Origin of the sequence: Actinoplanes sp. NPDC020271, from assembly GCF_044388125.1 — a bacterium.
Classification (GTDB): domain Bacteria; phylum Actinomycetota; class Actinomycetes; order Mycobacteriales; family Micromonosporaceae; genus Actinoplanes.
In genome coordinates this window covers 316,688-334,298 of record NZ_JBIRWQ010000005.1, presented here as the reverse complement: position 1 = coordinate 334,298, position 17,611 = coordinate 316,688, and the positions used below count along the sequence as shown (strand labels likewise).

Genomic DNA, 17,611 nt, shown 5'->3' with positions numbered 1-17,611 from the left:
GGGCGGAAGCAGATGGGAAAGTGCGCCATGCTGACGGTGCGCACCTGAGCAGTCCGGGGTGAGCCGGTTCGAGTCCGGTGGCCCGGCGCGACCTGTCGGAGGCAGAAGGGGACGACCGTCGGCACGTCCTGGATCATCGACGGATGGGCATTCAGGTCGAGCTGCAGGTAGGCGAACAGCGGGTGCGTCAACTGCCGGATCCGAGCGGTGGGCTGTTCGATGCCGCCGGCGACTTCGATCGGCTGCTGGATCCTGGAAACCCGGCACTCGGGCTGCTCAGCGCGGTTGATCCACACGGGGAAACCCGGTTCGGTGCGAATCAGATGCGGCAACTCCTCGCCGAACTGGAGCTGCTGCTCATCGGGGCAACGGCCGGCGCCGAGCGTCGTGGATTGATGCGACTCCGCGCGATGGCCGAGCGTTGCGCCGAGGACCAGGGCGAGCTCGTGTTCGTCGGGGACTGAGGGGGCCGCACACCCGGTCAGCGGCAGAGCTGGATGCCTCGGGGAGCAGCCGGACGATCCATTAGGCTGTAGCGGATTCGAGGGGGATCTGTGGGAGCTTCGTCATGGGTGAGCCGGGTCGCGTACCAACCGGACATCGCCGCCGCCCTTGATGCCGCGAGGTGGGAGGCCTTCCGGAACGGTGACTTCTACCGCACCGACGATCTGCCTCAAGCCCTGACCATGACGGAGGAGGAGTTCGCCGAATGGCTCGTGGATGATTCCGGGCCGCTGGCGGAGCCGGAGGCACGGCCGTTATGGCGGGCGGTCCGCGCCGGCGAGCCACGCGACCCCGATACCCTCCGATTCATCCAGCCCGAGTCGGGCACTCATTCGGTTATCGACATGGAGTCCGTGTCGGACGTCCCCGACATGTTCGCGGTCGCGCCGGCTCCCGGTGAACTGCTCGACAGCCTGTTCGGAACCCGCACGCCGAGCACGGATGCGGTGGCCGAGGTGGCGGCAACCGGAGGATTGGACCTGCGCGACCGCTGGTACGGCACCTATGTCATCGGCTACCGGGACACGACACCCGAAGCGATCTTCTTCGTCGGCCACAGCGGCGACTGAGCATCCGCTCGTGAGCAGAGCAACGCGTCGGCGTGTGTGGTACCCGGCGCGACGCCTCGCTGCCGGCCGGCACGCACGATCGCCGACGGATCCGGATGCCCGCAAGAGTCGGCCAGTCGGTGGAACGGCGAGCTCAGGGACGAGCGCGCATCCGGGCGGCGGTCTTCCGGGCGTCGTAGCCGGTCGGCACCCCTTCGGCGAACACCACGTCGCCGGCCAGGTGGCCGGTGCGCAGGGGCAGGATTTCCTGGTACGCCGGTGACGCGTACCAGGCGTGCGCCGAGTCCAGATCCGGGAAGGCGATCATGACGAGTGCCCCCGGCCACTCCCCTTCGACGACCTGGACCGGGCTTCCGTGCACCAGGAATCGCCCACCGTACGGGTCCATCGTGTCCTGGATCCGCTCGATGTAGTCGAGCACGTCCTCGTGGTCGCTGGTGCTGTGCAGGTGCGCGACGGCGTATGCGGTCATGTCCGTGAGGCCTCCCGATGCGGCGGTGTCCGACATCTCGATCGTGCCGTCGCGCGGTAGTCCCGGCGATTACCCGGGAGGTAATGCCGCCGCACCTTAAACCCGCACCTCGGGGTGCAGGTCAACGCGATTCTTCTCGCGATGACAGACCGGGGCGGGGACGGCCAGGCTGGTCCGGCAGACGTCAACCGGATCAGGGAGTGTGCAGGATGACGGCCATCAGCCGGGTGTTCGGACGGCAGATCCTCGACAGCCGCGGCAATCCGACCGTCGAGGTCGACGTGGAGCTCGCGGACGGGTCTTTCGGGCGGGCGGCGGTGCCGTCCGGGGCGTCGACCGGCGCGCACGAGGCGGTCGAGTTGCGCGACGGCGATCCGCGGAGGTTCCACGGCAAGGGGGTCACCCGGGCGGTCGCCGCGGTCAACGGGGAGATCTTCGGGGCGGTGCGCGGGCTGGACGCCGAGGACCAGGCTCTCGTCGACACGACGATGACCGATGTGGACGGTACGAAGGACAAGGGCAGACTGGGCGCGAACGCGATTCTGGGGGTGTCGCTGGCGACCGCGAAAGCCGCGGCGGCAGCGCACCGGCTGCCGCTCTACCGGTACGTCGGCGGGGTCGGCGCGACCCGCCTGCCGGTGCCGATGATGAACATCGTGAACGGCGGCGCGCACGCCGACAACCCGCTCGACTTCCAGGAATTCATGATCGCCCCGGTCGGCGCGCCGACGTTCGCGGAGGCGGTGCGGATGGGGGCGGAGGTGTTCCACACGCTGCGCCGGCAGTTGGCCGCGGCCGGGCACGGCACGAACGTCGGGGACGAGGGCGGGTTCGCACCGGATTTCGCCGACGCCGACGAGGCGCTGCGGTTCGTGGTGGGCGCTGTCGGGGAGTCCGGGTACCGGCTGGGCGCGGACATCACGATCTGCCTGGATCCGGCCAGTTCGGAGTTCTTCGACGGCGACGCCTACGTCTACCGGGGCGAGGGGCTGACCCGATCGGTGGACGAGCACATCGCGTACTTGATCGAATTGACCCGGAAGTTCCCGATCAGCTCGATCGAGGATCCGATGGCCGAGGACGACTTGGCCGGCTGGAAGGCGCTGACCGCGCAGGCCGGGGACCGGCTGCAACTGGTCGGCGACGACGTGTTCTGCACCGACGCCGACCGGTTGACCAGCGGGATCGAGGGCGGTTACGCGAACGCGATCCTGGTGAAGGTCAACCAGATCGGCACGCTGACCGAGACGTTGCGCACGGTCGAGACCGCGCACCGTGCCGGTTACCGCGTGGTGATGTCACACCGGTCCGGTGAGACCGAGGACACCACGATCGCGGATCTCGCCGTGGCCACCGGGTGCGGGCAGATCAAGACCGGCTCGCTGTCGCGCAGTGACCGGACCGCGAAGTACAACCGGCTGATCCGCATCGAGGAGGAGCTGGGACGCGCCGCCCGCTACGAGTAGCGAGCTAGAAGTCGCCCTGATGCCGGACATCGTCGGCCAGCCCGGCCCGATAGTTCTCGGCGAACTCGGTGAGTTCCGCGACCTCGTGCTGCAGCGCCGACCGCCGCTCGGTCAGCTGGGCCACCGCCTGGTCGTCGCGGCGCAGCGCGTCCTCCTCGATGTCGTGTGCGGTCGCTGCCGCCTGCTCGGCGATCCGCTGCGACTGCACCCGGGCGTCGACCAGCATCTGCTCCGACTCCTGGTAGGCGTCCTGCATGTGCTGCTCGGCGGTCCGCTGGGCCATGGCGAGGACCTGGCCGTTGACCTCGGCCGGCGCCGGGCCGGCGTGGTGGGCCTCGGCCAGGCGGCGCTGCAGCTCGTCGGCGTCCTGCTCGGCGTGGTCGCGGGCGACGAGCGCCCGGTCCAGCTCGTCGCTGACGGCGGCCAGGGCGTCCGGAGCCGGCCCGGGGACAGCGATGACCGCCGTCGCGCCGGGATCGGCCGGACGGTCGCCGTGGAGCTGCTGCTCCAGCTCCTCACGCTCGGCGAGGAGGCGCAGCATCTCCTGGGTGATCTCGTCGCGGAGGGCGTCGACCTCGTCCGCGTCGTAGCCGCGCTTGCCCAGCCCGGCCCGATGGAATGTGATGTTGTGTACGTCGGCCGGCGTGAGCGGCATAGGGGTACTCCTGTATCGATTCGGCTTCACACTGTACGCCCGCATCCCATGCATTGAGATGCGTCGATTGGTCTGCCAGGATGACCGGCATGACTAGCGCGCGGCGTCTGATCTCGGTCATGTCCGTGGCGATCCTGGCGGTGAGCGGCGCGGCCGCCGCGACTCCGGCCACTGCCGCACCGCCGGGTGGTGTCGACCCGGACACCCCGTGGCGGATGCGACACTGGCCGCAGACCCAGCCGTGGCAGCGCGACGAGCCGGCCGCGCTGGCCAAACCGGACGGCCCACCGGCGATCGACCCGCAGCACTACGAACTGCCGGACACGATGACCTGGTCCGACTACAAGGCCGTGCCCGGCACGAACTGGGCGGACCCGGCGGTCAAGGGCTCGGTGCGCACCTTCAAGGGCGCGCTGGTGCTCGTGGACTTCCCGAACCAGCCTTTCGTGGTGACGCAGCCGGCCAATTCCACCATTTACGGCAATCCTTCCGGCGTACAGAACTTGGCTCGTGATGCTGTTCCGGCATTCTATCGGGACTTCCTCAACAAGCCGGGGACGCTCAACCGCGGTCACACCATTCACGAGTACTGGATGGAGGACTCGAACGGTCGCTACGGCATCGACCTGAGCTCCTTCGGGGTCTACCGGATGCCCGCGAAGAGTCACGAGTACGGGATCGAGAACTCGATGCAACGCGGACTCGGGTGCCCGTCCGGCGACACGTGCGGGCGCGACATCCGTACGGACGCGAAATCGGCCTGGACCACGGCGGTGGGTGAGGAGACAGCGGCCTCGTTCGATTTCGTGTTCTTCCTGTCGGCAGGTCAGGACGAGTCGTCGACCTGGCAGGAGTTCGGGCAGATGAAGTTCCGGACGAAGGACGACGTGACCGACGAGTTCGGCCCGCCGGACGACGCGCTGCCGAACTCCAATGCGACGCGGTACGTCGACTGGACCTCCTGGGCGGCGTCGTCGAACGTCTGGCCGAATGCCACGCAGGGCAGTTCACTGCAGGCCGAGAGTTCGGGAATGTCGACCTATGCGCACGAGTTCAGCCACATTCTCGGCATCGGCGACAACTACAACAATCCGTACAGTGTCCCGGCCCGGCGTGATTACAGCGGGCCGTGGGAGATGCTGAGCCGCGGCACGTTCAACGGGCCGGGCGGGCCGCACAGCCGCTGGCTGATCCCGGGCACCGCGGGCTCGTCGATGGGCGCGCAACACATGCTGCGGAACAAGATGAAACTCGGGATCGTCGACGACGCCGCCGTGCTGAAACTCTCCCGCGACGCGCTGACCGGCTCGGGCGTCGTGCTGACGAAGGTGACCGCGCGTGAGGTGGCGGGTCGCGGCCTGGCCGGGATCAACGTCACGCTCGACGGCGGCGACAAAGCGCCGGCCTGCAACACCGCGACCGATCCCTACTGCGACGGCGGTGGTTACGACAATTACACCCTGGAAGTGGTCGACCGGATGGGCTTCGACTCGTTCACGCCGGACTCGGGGGTGCTGCTGGCCAAGACCAAGGACGCCGACAGCGCGCCGTTCATCTGGACCGTCGACGCGAACCCGCAGGACATCGACAAGGTCGATTTCGTGCAGCCGGACGGGACGCCGCAGAAGATGACGGTCGGTGACTACCGGCAGCTGTCCGACGCGCTGTTCCACGCCGGAACCGGGTCGGGCAGCGAGTTCGAGTACACCGACACCGCCAACCGCCTGCAGTTCTACGTGCTGGACCGGCAGCGGGACCGCAACGGGGTGCTCTCCTACCGGGTCGCGGTGCGTTCGCTGGACGGCGCCGGGCCCGCTCGCCGCGGCGTGCAGGCCTCCCCCGCGACCGCGAAGGCGGACTCCTCCGGCTGGGCCCGTTGCCGCATCCCGGTCCGCAACACCGGCCGCGGCGACGACGTGTTCCGCGTGTCGGCCTCAGGGGCAACCCTTCCGCGTACGGTCGTGGGAGTGCCCGCCGGCCGCACCACGTCGGTGGACGTCCATGTCAGGAACAGATCAGCGCGTACGGCCGTGACCGTCACCTCCGAGAGCAACGCGGCGGCCACCGTCACCACGAGCTGCACGGTCCGCCGCTGACCCAGTTCACGCCCGTGACGAGGGTCGCGAAGGCGTGTCGCCGCCCGGCGCCCGGCCTACCGTGGGGGAATGCTGGAGCTCATCGACCGATTCGGCTATCTCGGGATAGCCGCCGTCGTCTTCGTCGAGAGCTTCGGCATCCCCGCCCCGGGCGAGACCGTGATCATCGCCGGTGCGGCGCTCGCCGGCCGCGGCCACCTCAGCATCGCCGCCGTCGCCGTGACGGCGTTCCTGGCCGCGGTGATCGGTGACAGCCTCGGCTACCTGATCGGCCGGCGCGGCGGCCGTCGGCTCGTGCGGCGCTTCGGGCGCTATGTGCGGCTCACCCCGGAACGCCTGGAGCGGGTCGAGGGGTTCATGACCCGCCAGGGCGCGCGGGTCGTCGCGGTGGCCCGGTTCTTCGAGGGGTTGCGGCAGTTCAACGGCATCGTCGCCGGTCTGACCCGGATGCGGTTCCCGCACTTCCTGACGTGGAACGCGCTGGGCGCGGCGCTCTGGGTCGGGGTGTGGTCCACGGCGGCCTACCTGGCCGGCGACCACATCGAGGAGATCGCCGCGACGCTGAGCCGCTATCTCGTGCTGGTGGTCGCGGTCGTGGCCGCGGCCGGCCTGCTGATCTACGTGCGCCGGCGGGCGAGGAGCCGCTCGGCCGAGTGACGTCCCGGCTGACCCGCACCGTGGTCGTGCGAGACGAACGACCACGGTGCGGGTCAGCCGGCGGGAGCGGGCCGCCCACCGGAGTGAGCGGCCCGCGGCGTCACCGGTTACGGCTTCTTCGCCCCGGAACGGACGAAGACCGGCATGGTGTCGAGCGTCGTGGTCACCGAGGCGGTGGTCCCGCCCGCGTACCGCTTGCCGGTGAAGTAGTCCGTCCAGGTGTTGCCCGGCGGGAACCACACCGTCGTCGTCGCCGTCGTGCCCGGCGTCGTCACCGGCGCGACCAGCAGATCCGGCCCGTAGAGGTACTGGCTGCCGGCCGTCGCGTAGGCCTCCTGCTCGTTCGGGTAGGCCAGGTACATCGCCCGCACGATCGGGGTGCCCGTGCGCGTGGCCTCCGCGGCCGCCGCGTACGTGTAGGGCTGCAATTTCTTCCGCAGGTTGAGGAACTTCTTGGCCGAGGCGTTCGCGGCCGGCCCGTACTGCCAGGGCAGCCGGTCGCTGTGGTTGGAGTGCAGCCGGTCGATCGGCTGGAACGTGCCCATCTGCACCCACCGGGCGTAGAGGTCGTCCGGCAGCTTGGTGCTGCCCGGCTCGGTTCCCGGTTCCTGCAGCCCGTTGGTGTGCCCGCCGATGTCGTGGCTGATCGCGGCCAGCCCGGTCGCCGCCGACTCGCCGGGCGTGTAGCCGACCTCGAACCGCAGCGTCTCCCAGTTCGAGATGGCGTCGCCGGTGAAGTGCAGCGTGGTCCGCTTGTCGGCCCACGGCCCGCCCGTCACCGCGCTCGGGTTGCCGTAGCCGCCGGCCTGCAGTGAGCCGTAGGCCCGGGAGAACGCGAAACCGGTCTTGTCGGCGTAGGCCTGGTTGATGTGCGAGTCGAGACCCTGGGACGCGTCGCAGCACCAGTCCAGCCACCAGAAGTCGACGCCGTCGGCGCCCATCTGGTCGTGCAGCCAGAAATAGGCCTGCAACTGGTCGGCATCACCGAAGTCGAAGACGTAACAGTCGGCGCCGCCGTTGCAGCCGGTCCGCTTCAGCTTGCCCTTCGCGATCTGCTGGGCCTGGGCGAAGTGCGGGTCGGAGCCGAGGATGCTCGGGTGGATGTTCAGCCCGGTGTGCACGCCCTGCTTGCGCAGCCAGGTCGCGAACGCGGTCCAGTCCGGGAACCGGCTCGGGTCGATCTCCCAGCCGTTCCACCGGTCCGGCGACTTGAAGTCGGTGTCGACGACCAGCGAGTCCAGCGGCACGCCTTCGCTCTTGAAGCGCGACACAATTGATTCGAATTCGGCGGCGGTACGGTCGTAGTACTCCGAGTACCACACGCCGTACGTCCACTTGGGCAGCAGTTCGGTCGGGCCGGTCAGCGTCGACAGTTCGTCCAGCGCGTGACGGTAGTTCTGGCCGTACGCGAACACGTACCCGTCCGGATGCGCGGTGGTCGAGTCGTCGAGCAGCGACCAACCGTCCTGGAAGAGCAGGCCGGCGAAGGTGCGCGCGCCCCCGTTGACCCCGTCCAGGCCACGCCGATACCCGCCGAGCGGTGCGTGCGGCGCCAGCAGCGGTGCGCGTTTCGCGGTCACCGCGACGGTGTCCACGTTGACGTGGCAGGCCTGGTCACTGGGACAGCCGAGGCTCACCGTGTTCGTCCCGGCCTTCAAGGACACCAGAACCGACTGCGTACGCCAGTAGTCCCACCCGCTGGTCGGCGGCAGAGTGGCCGTGACCGCGGGGCCGTCGTTCGCCGTCACGGCGATCGTCCGGTCCTGGATCGGCTGGTCGCCGGCCTGGGCGTTCGCATACCGCAGCTGCACCTGGTAGGTCCCCGGGGCCGGCACGCCGGTCACGGTCAGCGCGCTCCCGGCGCCGGTCCGTTCCAGCCCGGCCAGGAACCCGTCGCCGGAGTACCCGTTGTGGTCGTCGGCGAGCTTCCCGCCGTTGGCCAGGACGCCGCTGTCCGCCTCGCACGGCGTGCCGAACGCACACGGCTGCGGGCCGGGCGTGACCGGCGCGGGATAGGCCGCACCCGGCGCGACGACCGCGAGGCTGTCGACGTTCACGTTGCCGGAGTCGGTGGCCGTACGCAGCAGGCTGACCTCGTGGCGGCCGGCGGTCAGGGTCAGCGGCACCGAGGCGAGCGCCCAGGTGTCCCAGTTGCCGGTCGGCGGCAGGCTCAGCGTCCCGGCCGCGACGCCGTCGACCGTGACGGTCAGCGTGCGGGTGACGTTCTGCCCGTCGCCACCGGTGCTGTTCGCGTACCGGACCGTCAACTGCTGCGCGCCCGCGGTGGCCGGGGCGACCGCGAACGTGGCCGACGCGCCCGTGCCCTCGAAACCGGCGGCGAAGCCGTGGCCCGTGTAGTCCCGGTGATCGTTGGCCGCACTCGGCCCGTTCAGCGCCAGGTCCTCGGCCTCGCACAGGGCGCCGAAGACACACTCGGGGACGCCCTGACCGGCCCACGGAGCCGCGGTTACGGTCTGCTTGCCGGTCTTCAGGCGCACCGTCAGATTGTCTTCGGTGAAAGCACCGGAGCCGACCTGGTAACGCAGGGTCGCGGCACCGGTGTCGATGGTCAGCCAGCCGTGCGAGACCCGTTGGGTGAACGCGGTCGGCTTGAAGTCGTCACGGCCGATCACGTTGAACGTGTCGGCGTCGGTGAACTTACCGTTCGCCGCGTACTCGGTACGGATCAGCGTGGGCGAGAGCACCTGGAAGCGGGCGTTGCCGGAGACGACGCTCCGGGGCTTCTTCGAGTGGGCTTCGGCGGAGGTGGACGACGTCAGCGTCAGGCCGCTCGTCACCAGAGCCAGGGAGGCCGCGGCAGCGACCCTCCGTCGGACAAGATCGCGCAAGGGAAACCCCCATCGGTGGCGATGAGATCTATCCCTGACAACGCTGTCACCCGCCGGTAACAAATGTCAATGGATCAAACAAACCCCGGAGAGCGCTCCCTGGCATGATGACCCGGGTGACGCACGTGGAGATCAACGGCGAGCCGGCGACCCCGGAGGCACTGCTCCGAGCCGCCACCTGGAACTACGGGCACTTCACCTCCCTGCAGGTGCGCAACCGGGCCGTGCCCGGCCTGACCCTGCATCTCGACCGGCTGCGCGAGGCCTCGGCCGTCCTCTTCCCCGACGCCACCCCGACGTCCGCCGACAGTGTCCGGTCGCTGATCGGGCACGCGCTCGGCGACCGGGACGACGCGTCCGTGCGGGTCACCGTCCTGCCCGGCGCGCACGATCCGGTACGGACCGACCTGATGGTCTCCGTCTCCGACCCGGTCCCCGGCGATCCGCGCCCGCCGCTGCGGGTCCGCACCATCACGTACGAACGGGAACTCCCCCACCTCAAACACGTGGCGACGCTCGGACTGACCTTCCACTACCTCCAGGCCCGCCGGGCCGGATTCGACGACGTCCTCTTCGCCGGTCGCGACGGTTCCCTGCGCGAGGGCTCGGTCTGGAACGTCGCCTTCTGGGACGGCACCCACATCATCTGGCCCGAAGGACCACTCCTGGCCGGCATCACCATGCAGGTGCTCCGGCAGGGCCTGAGCCGGCTCGGCATACCGGACACGACACGACGACTGACCGCCGGGTCACTGGCCACGATGACAGCGGCCGCCGCGACCAACTCCCACTGCCCGGCCCAGCCGATCGCCGCTGTCGACGATCGGGCATTCAGCGACGAGGAGGCGCTCACGCACCTCCTCCGGCAAGCCTGGCAGGCAGCCGGCTGGGAACCGATCCGCCCCTGACCCCGACCCGCGCCGCGTCACGCGCTGAGCTCCCGGACCGGCACTCCGCGACGTCCGCACGGGCGGCGGGACGGGGCTCACGACGTACGCGCAGAGGGGGTTGATCGGAGGCCGTCGAGCAGGAACCGCAACCGGCGCTGGTAGTCCTCGCGTGGCTGCTGGCCGCACGCCTGGACGATCGCGCCGCGTTCCAGGATCAGGTGGTTCACGTCGTCGGGCGTCAGGTCGGTGCGGATCACGCCGGCCTCCTGCGCGGCCCGGAGCAGGCCGAACGCGAACTCCTGGGCCTTCTCGCAGAGGGTGAGCAGCGGCTCGGAGTCAGGCAGCGCGCGGATCAGGACGTCGTTGGCGGCCGGCTCGTCGAACTGCAGGAGGAACATGCGCAGCAGGTACTCCTCGAACCGCGCGAGCGGGCTGTCCAGAGCCGAGACCGCGGCGATGATGCCCTGGATGCGCTCGGCGACGAGCTCGTCGACGACGGCGTCGATCAGGCCGCGGCGGCTGCCGAACCGGTGGTAGATGGTGCCCTTGCTGACCCCGGCGGCGCGGGCGACCTCGTCCAGCGGGGTGGTCAGGCCGCCGGTGCGGAACACGTCGAGGGCAGCCCGGCGGATGCCCTCGACGTTGCGGCGGGCGTCGGCGCGCCGCGGCCGCGCCGGCTCGGTCATGCCGCCTCCCCCGCCCCGCTCCGGCACGACGGTACGACCGAGCTCGATGGTGCGCTCACGCCGGCTGGGCGGCGCGGTCCTGCCAAGCCTTGTCCAGCACCTGGCGGAACGCCTCGATCGGCTGAGCTCCGGAGATCCCGTACTTGTCGTCGAAGACGAAGAACGGAACACCCGAGATCCCGTACGCCTGAGCCTGCGCGATGTCGGCCCGGATCTCCTTCTCGAACGCACCGTCGGCGAGCGCCGCGACCGCTTTCGCGCGATCGATGCCGAGCTCGGCCGCGAGGTCCGCGAGGACCTCGTGGTCGGCCAGGTTCAGCCCGTCGGTGAACTCGGCCTTGAACAGCCGCATCACCATCTCGTGCTCGCGACCGGCCGCCTTGGCCAGGTGGATGATCCGGTGCGCGTCGAGCGTGTTCACCATGATCGCGTCCTCGAACCGGTAGTCGAGGCCGGCGGCGGCGCCCTGCGAGGTCAGGTGGGCGTGCGAGGCCTCGAGCTGGGCGGCCGGCATGCGGTAGTTCTTCGCCAGGTACTCATCGGCCTTGATCGCCTCGCCGACCGGGAAGCCCGGGTTCAGCTGGAAGCTGTGGTAACGCACCTCGACCGAGGAGCCGTGCGGGAACTGCTCGATCGCCTGCTGCAGGACACTGTCGCCCAGGTAGCAGAAGGGGCAGACGACGTCGCTCCAGACGTCGACGACGATCGGCTCGGCGGCCTTGCCGAAAACGCTGGCGGTCATCAGTCGCACACCCCGTCCACGCCGCAGACGCCGGCGTCGCCCGCCGACTCCAGGAAGATCAGCTTCGGCACGGCCGGCTGCTCGGTCGCGGCCGCCTCGGCATCGCTGACCTGCTCCTCCGCGTCATCCGCGAGAAAAATTGACTCCATGGTCAAGAACCTAGCAACAACTTGACCCCACCGGCAAGAAAACCTTCCGCAGTACGGAGGTATGCGCCACAGCCGCGGAACCGCTGAAGCGGGCCGCCGTGTGCACGAGGCCGCTGACCGCCGTCACAGGAGCACCGCGCGGCCGTCGGCTCGGGGATCGCCGGCCGCGGCCAGGGTTCCGCCGCTGCGCCGGGCCACCTGGACATGACCGGCGTCGTCGTGCCGGCCCGCGGTGGTCTCCACGGTCAGGCCCAGCCCGGCTGCCGTCGCCGCGAGCCGGGGCGCGTCCGGCGTACCCGGCTCCAGCAGCAACGTCGGTGTCGCGCGGTCGATCTCCTCGGCGCCGATGACCCAGCGCGACCGGGTCAGCAGGGCGTCGAGATCGGGCGAGCCGACCACATCCGCGGCGACCTGCGCCAGGATCCACGGCTGGGAACGGCCACCCTGACAGCCCAGGGCCACCACGGTTTCGCCGGCCACGGCGAGGGCCGGGCAGAGAGTGTGCGGCGGGCGCGCCCCCGGGACCAGTCGCGCCGGGTGGGCCGGATCGAGGCTGAACGAGGAACCGCGGTTGTGCAGGACCATGCCCGTACCCGGATCGAGCAGTCCCGACCCGAAACTGAAGAAGACGCTCTGGATCAGGGTCACCGCGGTCCCGTCCGAGTCGACCGCGGTCACCGCCACGGTGTCCCCGGCCGGGCGCGGCGCAACGCTGCCAGTGCCCGCGACCGGGGAGCGCAGCAGCAGCCCGTCCAGGTCGACCGGGCCGGTCCGCGGGTCGCCGAGCAGCACGTCACGGGCGGTTCGCGCGCGATACGCGGCGGGCAGCAGGTCCGGCGACCCGGCGATCGCGAGGAAGGTGGCGCCCTGGACCGGAGGTGGCGCGGCGTGCCAGGTGACCCCGTCGATCGTCCTGGTCAGCGGATCCGTGATCTCGGCGCGGTGCGCCCGGAAGTCGTCGATCGACAGGGGACTGCCGAGCGCGGTGAGTCCGGCGACGAGCCGCTCGGCCAGCGCGCCGGAGTAGAACGCACGCCAATCCGCGGCAACCGAGTCCAGCGTGGTGGCGAGCGCCGGCTGCACCAGGGTGGTGACCGGGGCTCCGGCGCTGTCGAGCAGCAGCGCGCGCAGGCCCGGATCGGCACCGACGACGTCCCGCCCGTCACGGATCGCCCGCCGCAGTCCCGGGCTGACCGGCACCCCTCCGGCGGCCAGCGCCCGGGCCGGGGCGAGCAGGTCGGCGAGCGGCAGCCGGGCGCCCTCGGCCGCGAGCGCGGCCCATCCGGCGATCACCCCCGGGACGGTGATCGGGTGCGGACCGCGTTCCGGCATGCGCGGCCCGGACGCTCGTAGTGCGGCCACGTCGACGGCCGTGGCGGCCGCGCCGATCGACAGGATCGCACGGGGTGACCCGCCCGCGGGGCGGACGATGGCGACCAGGTCACCGCCGATCGAGCACTGATGCGGGTACGCCACGGTCAGCGCGGCCGCGCCGGCCAGTGCCGCGTCGAGGGCGTTGCCGCCGGCCGCCACGACGGTGCGGGCGGCGTCGGCGGCAGCCGGGTGGGGTGCGGCGAACGCGACAGAGGGGGCAGGCACGGCTCGACGATACGACGCGACAGCCTCCGGCCCGCTGGACGCCCGCCCGCGGTGGGCCGCGCAGCGGATGATCATCGGGACGTCCGGTACACCGGCGACCCGGTCGCCGTCTTCGGTCGCACTGGCAGGTCCGCGTCGCGGCCGGTCAGGGGTTCCCGAGCCGGCCCGGGTTCACCACGGTGAGGCGGCAGCGCAGGTGGCGCCGCTCAGGGCGAGGCAGTCGGGCGGCGTCCACGGGCGGGTGGCGTACGTCATTGCTGTGCGAGGAACGTACCGAGCTCGGCGGCCGGAGCGAGCAGCAGCATCGTGGACCCGTCGGTGAAGGCGAGACGGAGCCGGCCCTCCCGCTCGGTCGCCGCCGTCAGTTCCGGCCGCGCGCACTCCCATCGCGGGCGCAGTTGCCCGCGGGACCAGCCGAGCCGGCGGGACAACAGCATCACGCGCTGATCGGTCACGGCCAGGACCCGGGGATCAGTGACCAGGCGCACGTGCTGGTCCAGCCGCTCGGCCAGGTTGCGCCGCACCCCCGGGCGGCCGGTGCTCACCGGCCGGCGGAACCGGAAGCCCGACATCTCGGCGCGGCTCATCCTTGTCGGCGTGCGCCCGGCGGCCTTGCTGACCCAGATCGCGGCGCGGAACTCCTCGCCCGCGCGTAGCTGCTCCCGCACGCGTGCGGCGAGTTCGTCCCCGGAATCCATCGGCCCTCCCGGGTCAGGAGACCACGACCGCCCGGCCGGGTGGTCACCGGGGTCAGGCGCGGGGCGGGCAGCAGGAGGCCGGGGGCCGAAGTCGGGAGGGTCGCACCGGCCCCGGCGAACCGAATCGCGGCTGACCGTATGGCCCGGTGCGAGTCGGGAGGCTTCGCCTAGTTGCGTTTCACGATGGCGGCGTTCAGCGCCGTGGCGAACATCGTCCACGCGACATAGGGCGCGAGCGCCGCCCCGGCGAGGCGATCGGCCCGCGCCGCCTGCCGCAGGAGCACCAGGTTGGAGACGTTCAGCAGAGCGATCTCGGCGAGGGCGACCTTGGGCTGCTTCGCCCGGAAGAAGAGCGCCGTCCAGGCCGCGTTGAGACCGAGATTGATCGCGTACGACCGGGCAAACGCCCGCCGCTCGTCGGCGCTCCCCCGGTTCAGCGCCCGGGTCCCCGCGGCCGCGATCAGCACATAGAGCGGCGTCCACACCGCCGGGAACGCGGCCGGCGGCGGCTGCCACGGCGGCTTGCGCAGGGTGCGGTACCACCGCGACTGCGGATCGGTGGCGATCGAACCGGCGCCCGCCGCTGCGACCACCGCCGCTGACGTCTTCACCCAGGTCGGAACAGTCATGAGCAAACCCTTACCCGGGGAAAGTCACGTTTACCCGATGTGGTGACGGGCACCGATTCACCATGGCTACCAACATTCACGGCAAGCGCATCGCGTTCCTCGCCACCGACGGCGTGGAGGAGGTCGAGTACACCGAGCCGCGCAAGGCGGTCGAGAACGCGGGCGGCACCGCCGAACTCATCTCGATCAAGGACGGCGAGGTCCAGGCCGTCAACCACATGGACAAGGCCGGGACGTACGCGGTGGAGAAGCTGGTCAAGGACGCCCGCATCGCCGACTACGACGCTCTCGTGCTGCCCGGCGGCGTGGCCAACCCGGACTTCCTGCGGGCCGATCCGGGCGCGGTCCGGTTCGTCCGGGACTTCTTCGCCACCGGCAAGCCGGTCGCCGCGATCTGCCACGGCCCGTGGACGCTGGTCGAGGCCGGCGTCGTCGAGGGCCGGACGCTCACCAGCTGGCCGAGCCTGCGCACCGACGTCACCAACGCCGGCGCGACCTGGGTCGACGAGCAGGTGCACGTCGACGGCAAGCTCGTCACCAGCCGCAAGCCCGACGACCTGCCGGCCTTCTGCGACGAGTTGCTCGCCCAGGTCGCGGCCTGATCGGTAGCGTGGTCCGGCGCTCAGACCGTCAGGTCGTCGAGGCGCCGGATCGCGGCCGACACCTGCTCGGTGAGCGCGGTCAGGGTCGTCGCCTGCTCCGCGGTCATCGACTGGGCGCGGGCGGTCGTGACGTCGATGTCGGCGATCGCCGCGGACATCCCGGACATGATCTCCACGACCGCGGTGACGTGCTCGTTCAGCTCGTCCAGCGTGGCGCTGATCGTCTCGGTCGACTCGGCCGTGGTCAGCGCGAGGGTCTTCACCTCGTCGGCGACGACCCCGAACCCCTTGCCGGCCGCACCGGCGCGGGCCGCCTCGATCGTCGCGTTCAACGCCAGCAGGTTCGTCTGCTTCGCGATCCCGCCGATGAACCGGGCCACCTCGTCGACCCGGCGCAGGCTGTCGTGCAGGGTGCCGACCGCCGCGGACGCCTCCGCGTTGCCGGTCAGGAGACGGCCGGCGACCGTGCGGACGTCGGCGACCTGACCCTCGATCCGGCCGGCGGCCGCGCTCACCGTGCCGGCGCGCTCCGCGACGTCGACCAGCTGGCCGCTGACCACCGTCGACGTGCCGGTGACCAGCTCCTGGGCGGCGCGCTGGGACTCGCGCTGGGCGGCCGACTGCTCCTCGTGGGCGCGTTGCAGTTCGTGCTGACGGTGCTCCTGCTCCGTACGCAATAGTTCTTCGTTCTTGGAAATCTTGTCGAGCATGCCGTCGATCGCGTCACCGAGACCGGCGAGATCGTCGCTGCCGGTCGCGCCGATCCGCAACGTGTGATCGCCCGACGCGATGATCCGCTCGGTGGTCTCCCGCAACGGCCGGACCCGGTTGCGCAGGGCGCGGCGCGTCGACCAGCGCATCATGATCACGAGCAGCACCGTGGCGACGGCCATCAGGGCGAAGAGCCGCCATGCGGTACGCGTCGCCGCCTGATAGATCGGTCGCGGCTGCACCGCCTCCAGGGTCAGGTTGCCGCCGTCCACGGTCGCGACGGTCGCGTCGACCGCCATCCGGTCCGGGCCGAGCACTGCGGTGCGCACCGCGACCGAGCCGATCGAGCTGGTCAGCGCGGGTTGGGCGGTGGCGTCCGGGCGGATCGCGTCGACGATCCCCATCCTCAGGTTCAGGTCCTGGCCGAGCGCGCCGAGCCGGGTCTCGTCCAGCTTCTTGAGCATGACGAAGCCGCCGGACGGAGTGCCGTCGCCGCTGCTGCGGAACGCGCCGAGCCCGCAGAACAGGTAGCCCCCGCCGCTCGACAGCACGCCGCAGGTGGGCGTCCCGGCCGCGGCGTCCGGGTCGTAGAGCTTCTTGAGCAGCGCGGGGTTGTCCAGCCCGGTCGGCAGCGCCCCGAACCCGGCGCCACTGCTCGCGCCGCCTCCGCTGCCGCTGGTGCTCCCGGCGGAGCCGCTCGTCGTGCCGCCGACGCGCAGCGACCCGTCCGGGCCGATGCCGAACACCGCGTCCAGGCCGTTCGTGTCGTGCTGGGTCGCCGGCGGGAAGTCCTCCAGAAACGTTTCATCGTCACCGTCACCGATGGCGTAGTAGACGTCGTCCCAGATGCTGTTCGTCACCCCGAACGCGGTCAGCAGCCGGGCCTGGTTGTCGAGCCCGATCCGCATCCGGTCCGCGTCCTGCGCCACCTGACGGGCCTCGAGCCCGTCGAACGCGCTGGTAGCAATCTGTCTGAGCAGCAGAAAGCCGAGGACGCACGCGGTCAGGGCGCCGAGGACCGGCCACAGCCGTCGTACCTCCAGTTTCATGACGGTGTTATCGACCCCGTCGGGAAAAGTCTGAGCCTTCGTCGCGGGTGCCGCTGCTCACACGGCTCACGACCACGGGTTACAGGCACATCCAGGCGTAGAGCGACTCCCCGTGCTCGCGGGCGCGCGCCGCCAGCGCGCCGAGCTCGGTCAACACCTCACGGAGATGTTCCGGGTCGGCGAGACCGTGAAACTCCTCGATCTGCGCCCACCGGTCGGCGAGCTCCGGAATCCGCGCGGCATCGATATCGGCCAGAACGTCCCGTGAGCCGTCGTCGAGCACACTGACCCACGGACCCTCATACTCCATGTCGCGTTCGGCGCCCACGGGCCAGACGAGCTTCTCGTCGACCAGATCGACGCTCCACTCCCGGTCGGTGGCGAACCCGATCACCCGGGCGAGCGTCACGCCCGGCTCGATCCACTTGAGGCCGACACCGTCGAACGCGCCCACCGGCGAGTCACCGTCGTGCTCGTCCAGATGCTCGCGCACGGCGACCACGTCAGGCGCCCGGAAGTAGTCGATCAAAACACCCACTGGTCAGCTCCTGTCCATCCGGATCGCGCCGCGCGCCGGTGGAATCCTAT

The 17,611-nt window shown here is 70.7% G+C and carries 18 protein-coding genes; 7 read left to right on the top strand and 11 right to left on the bottom strand.

Annotation, left to right across the window (positions count from 1 at the left end):
* Positions 1-77 precede the first annotated feature (77 nt).
* Both ACH442_RS14320 and ACH442_RS14315 read left to right on the top strand, forming a co-directional pair.
* Positions 78-464 (top strand): hypothetical protein, encoded by a 387-nt coding sequence (locus ACH442_RS14320; RefSeq protein ID WP_396338417.1) that lies wholly within the window; start codon positions 78-80, stop codon positions 462-464.
* 108 nt (positions 465-572) lie between these two features.
* Complete coding sequence (locus ACH442_RS14315) at positions 573-1,073, top strand: hypothetical protein (RefSeq protein WP_396338416.1); 501 nt, start codon at positions 573-575, stop codon at positions 1,071-1,073.
* 133 nt (positions 1,074-1,206) lie between these two features.
* Here ACH442_RS14315 and ACH442_RS14310 read toward each other — a convergent pair whose 3' ends face one another.
* Complete coding sequence (locus ACH442_RS14310) at positions 1,207-1,545, bottom strand: DUF1330 domain-containing protein (RefSeq protein ID WP_396338415.1); 339 nt, start codon at positions 1,543-1,545, stop codon at positions 1,207-1,209.
* 209 nt (positions 1,546-1,754) lie between these two features.
* Here ACH442_RS14310 and eno point away from each other — a divergent pair, with 209 nt between their 5' ends.
* On the top strand, positions 1,755-3,011 hold the full coding sequence (eno, locus tag ACH442_RS14305; RefSeq protein WP_396338414.1) for a phosphopyruvate hydratase: 1,257 nt from the start codon (positions 1,755-1,757) through the stop codon (positions 3,009-3,011).
* Positions 3,012-3,015: 4 nt separating this feature from the next.
* Here the strand turns inward: eno and ACH442_RS14300 are convergent, their stop codons facing one another.
* Positions 3,016-3,666 (bottom strand): DivIVA domain-containing protein, encoded by a 651-nt coding sequence (locus tag ACH442_RS14300; RefSeq protein WP_396338413.1) that lies wholly within the window; start codon positions 3,664-3,666, stop codon positions 3,016-3,018.
* An 89-nt stretch (positions 3,667-3,755) separates the two neighbouring features.
* Between ACH442_RS14300 and ACH442_RS14295 the strand changes: the two genes are divergently transcribed.
* Complete coding sequence (locus ACH442_RS14295; protein ID WP_396338412.1) at positions 3,756-5,762, top strand: M6 family metalloprotease domain-containing protein; 2,007 nt, start codon at positions 3,756-3,758, stop codon at positions 5,760-5,762.
* Positions 5,763-5,831: 69 nt separating this feature from the next.
* On the top strand, positions 5,832-6,419 hold the full coding sequence (locus ACH442_RS14290; RefSeq protein ID WP_396338411.1) for a DedA family protein: 588 nt from the start codon (positions 5,832-5,834) through the stop codon (positions 6,417-6,419).
* Between the two features lie 107 nt (positions 6,420-6,526).
* Here the strand turns inward: ACH442_RS14290 and ACH442_RS14285 are convergent, their stop codons facing one another.
* Positions 6,527-9,217 carry a TIM-barrel domain-containing protein gene (locus ACH442_RS14285; RefSeq protein ID WP_396338410.1) on the bottom strand — a complete coding sequence of 897 codons (2,691 nt, stop codon included), beginning with the start codon at positions 9,215-9,217 and terminating at the stop codon, positions 6,527-6,529.
* A gap of 167 nt (positions 9,218-9,384) precedes the next feature.
* Between ACH442_RS14285 and ACH442_RS14280 the strand changes: the two genes are divergently transcribed.
* Positions 9,385-10,176 (top strand): aminotransferase class IV, encoded by a 792-nt coding sequence (locus ACH442_RS14280; protein ID WP_396338409.1) that lies wholly within the window; start codon positions 9,385-9,387, stop codon positions 10,174-10,176.
* Between the two features lie 77 nt (positions 10,177-10,253).
* On the opposite strand, the gene ACH442_RS14275 is transcribed toward ACH442_RS14280, so the two are convergent.
* From ACH442_RS14275 to ACH442_RS14250, 6 genes are all read right to left on the bottom strand, one after another.
* Positions 10,254-10,844: a TetR/AcrR family transcriptional regulator gene (locus ACH442_RS14275; protein WP_396338408.1), complete on the bottom strand. Its 591-nt coding sequence runs from the start codon at positions 10,842-10,844 to the stop codon at positions 10,254-10,256.
* A 55-nt stretch (positions 10,845-10,899) separates the two neighbouring features.
* Complete coding sequence (locus ACH442_RS14270; RefSeq protein ID WP_396338407.1) at positions 10,900-11,586, bottom strand: DsbA family protein; 687 nt, start codon at positions 11,584-11,586, stop codon at positions 10,900-10,902.
* Positions 11,586-11,735 (bottom strand): hypothetical protein, encoded by a 150-nt coding sequence (locus ACH442_RS14265; protein WP_396338406.1) that lies wholly within the window; start codon positions 11,733-11,735, stop codon positions 11,586-11,588. Before ACH442_RS14265 ends, ACH442_RS14270 begins: the two co-directional genes overlap by 1 nt.
* 123 nt (positions 11,736-11,858) lie before the next feature.
* A complete protein-coding gene (locus ACH442_RS14260) occupies positions 11,859-13,334 on the bottom strand; it encodes a gamma-glutamyltransferase (protein ID WP_396338405.1) in 1,476 nt (491 codons plus the stop codon).
* Between the two features lie 251 nt (positions 13,335-13,585).
* Positions 13,586-14,032 carry a hypothetical protein gene (locus ACH442_RS14255; protein ID WP_396338404.1) on the bottom strand — a complete coding sequence of 149 codons (447 nt, stop codon included), beginning with the start codon at positions 14,030-14,032 and terminating at the stop codon, positions 13,586-13,588.
* A 167-nt stretch (positions 14,033-14,199) separates the two neighbouring features.
* Positions 14,200-14,661, bottom strand: a complete 462-nt coding sequence (locus ACH442_RS14250) for a TspO/MBR family protein (RefSeq protein WP_396338403.1) — start codon at positions 14,659-14,661, stop codon at positions 14,200-14,202.
* Positions 14,662-14,723: 62 nt separating this feature from the next.
* On the opposite strand from ACH442_RS14250, the gene ACH442_RS14245 reads away from it, so the two are divergent.
* Positions 14,724-15,263, top strand: coding sequence for a type 1 glutamine amidotransferase domain-containing protein (locus ACH442_RS14245; protein ID WP_396338402.1), 540 nt, complete (start codon positions 14,724-14,726; stop codon positions 15,261-15,263).
* Between the two features lie 20 nt (positions 15,264-15,283).
* On the opposite strand, the gene ACH442_RS14240 is transcribed toward ACH442_RS14245, so the two are convergent.
* On the bottom strand, positions 15,284-17,023 hold the full coding sequence (locus ACH442_RS14240; RefSeq protein ID WP_396338401.1) for a methyl-accepting chemotaxis protein: 1,740 nt from the start codon (positions 17,021-17,023) through the stop codon (positions 15,284-15,286).
* A 79-nt stretch (positions 17,024-17,102) separates the two neighbouring features.
* Positions 17,103-17,561, bottom strand: a complete 459-nt coding sequence (locus tag ACH442_RS14235; RefSeq protein WP_396338400.1) for a hypothetical protein — start codon at positions 17,559-17,561, stop codon at positions 17,103-17,105.
* Between the last annotated feature and the right edge of the window lie 50 nt (positions 17,562-17,611).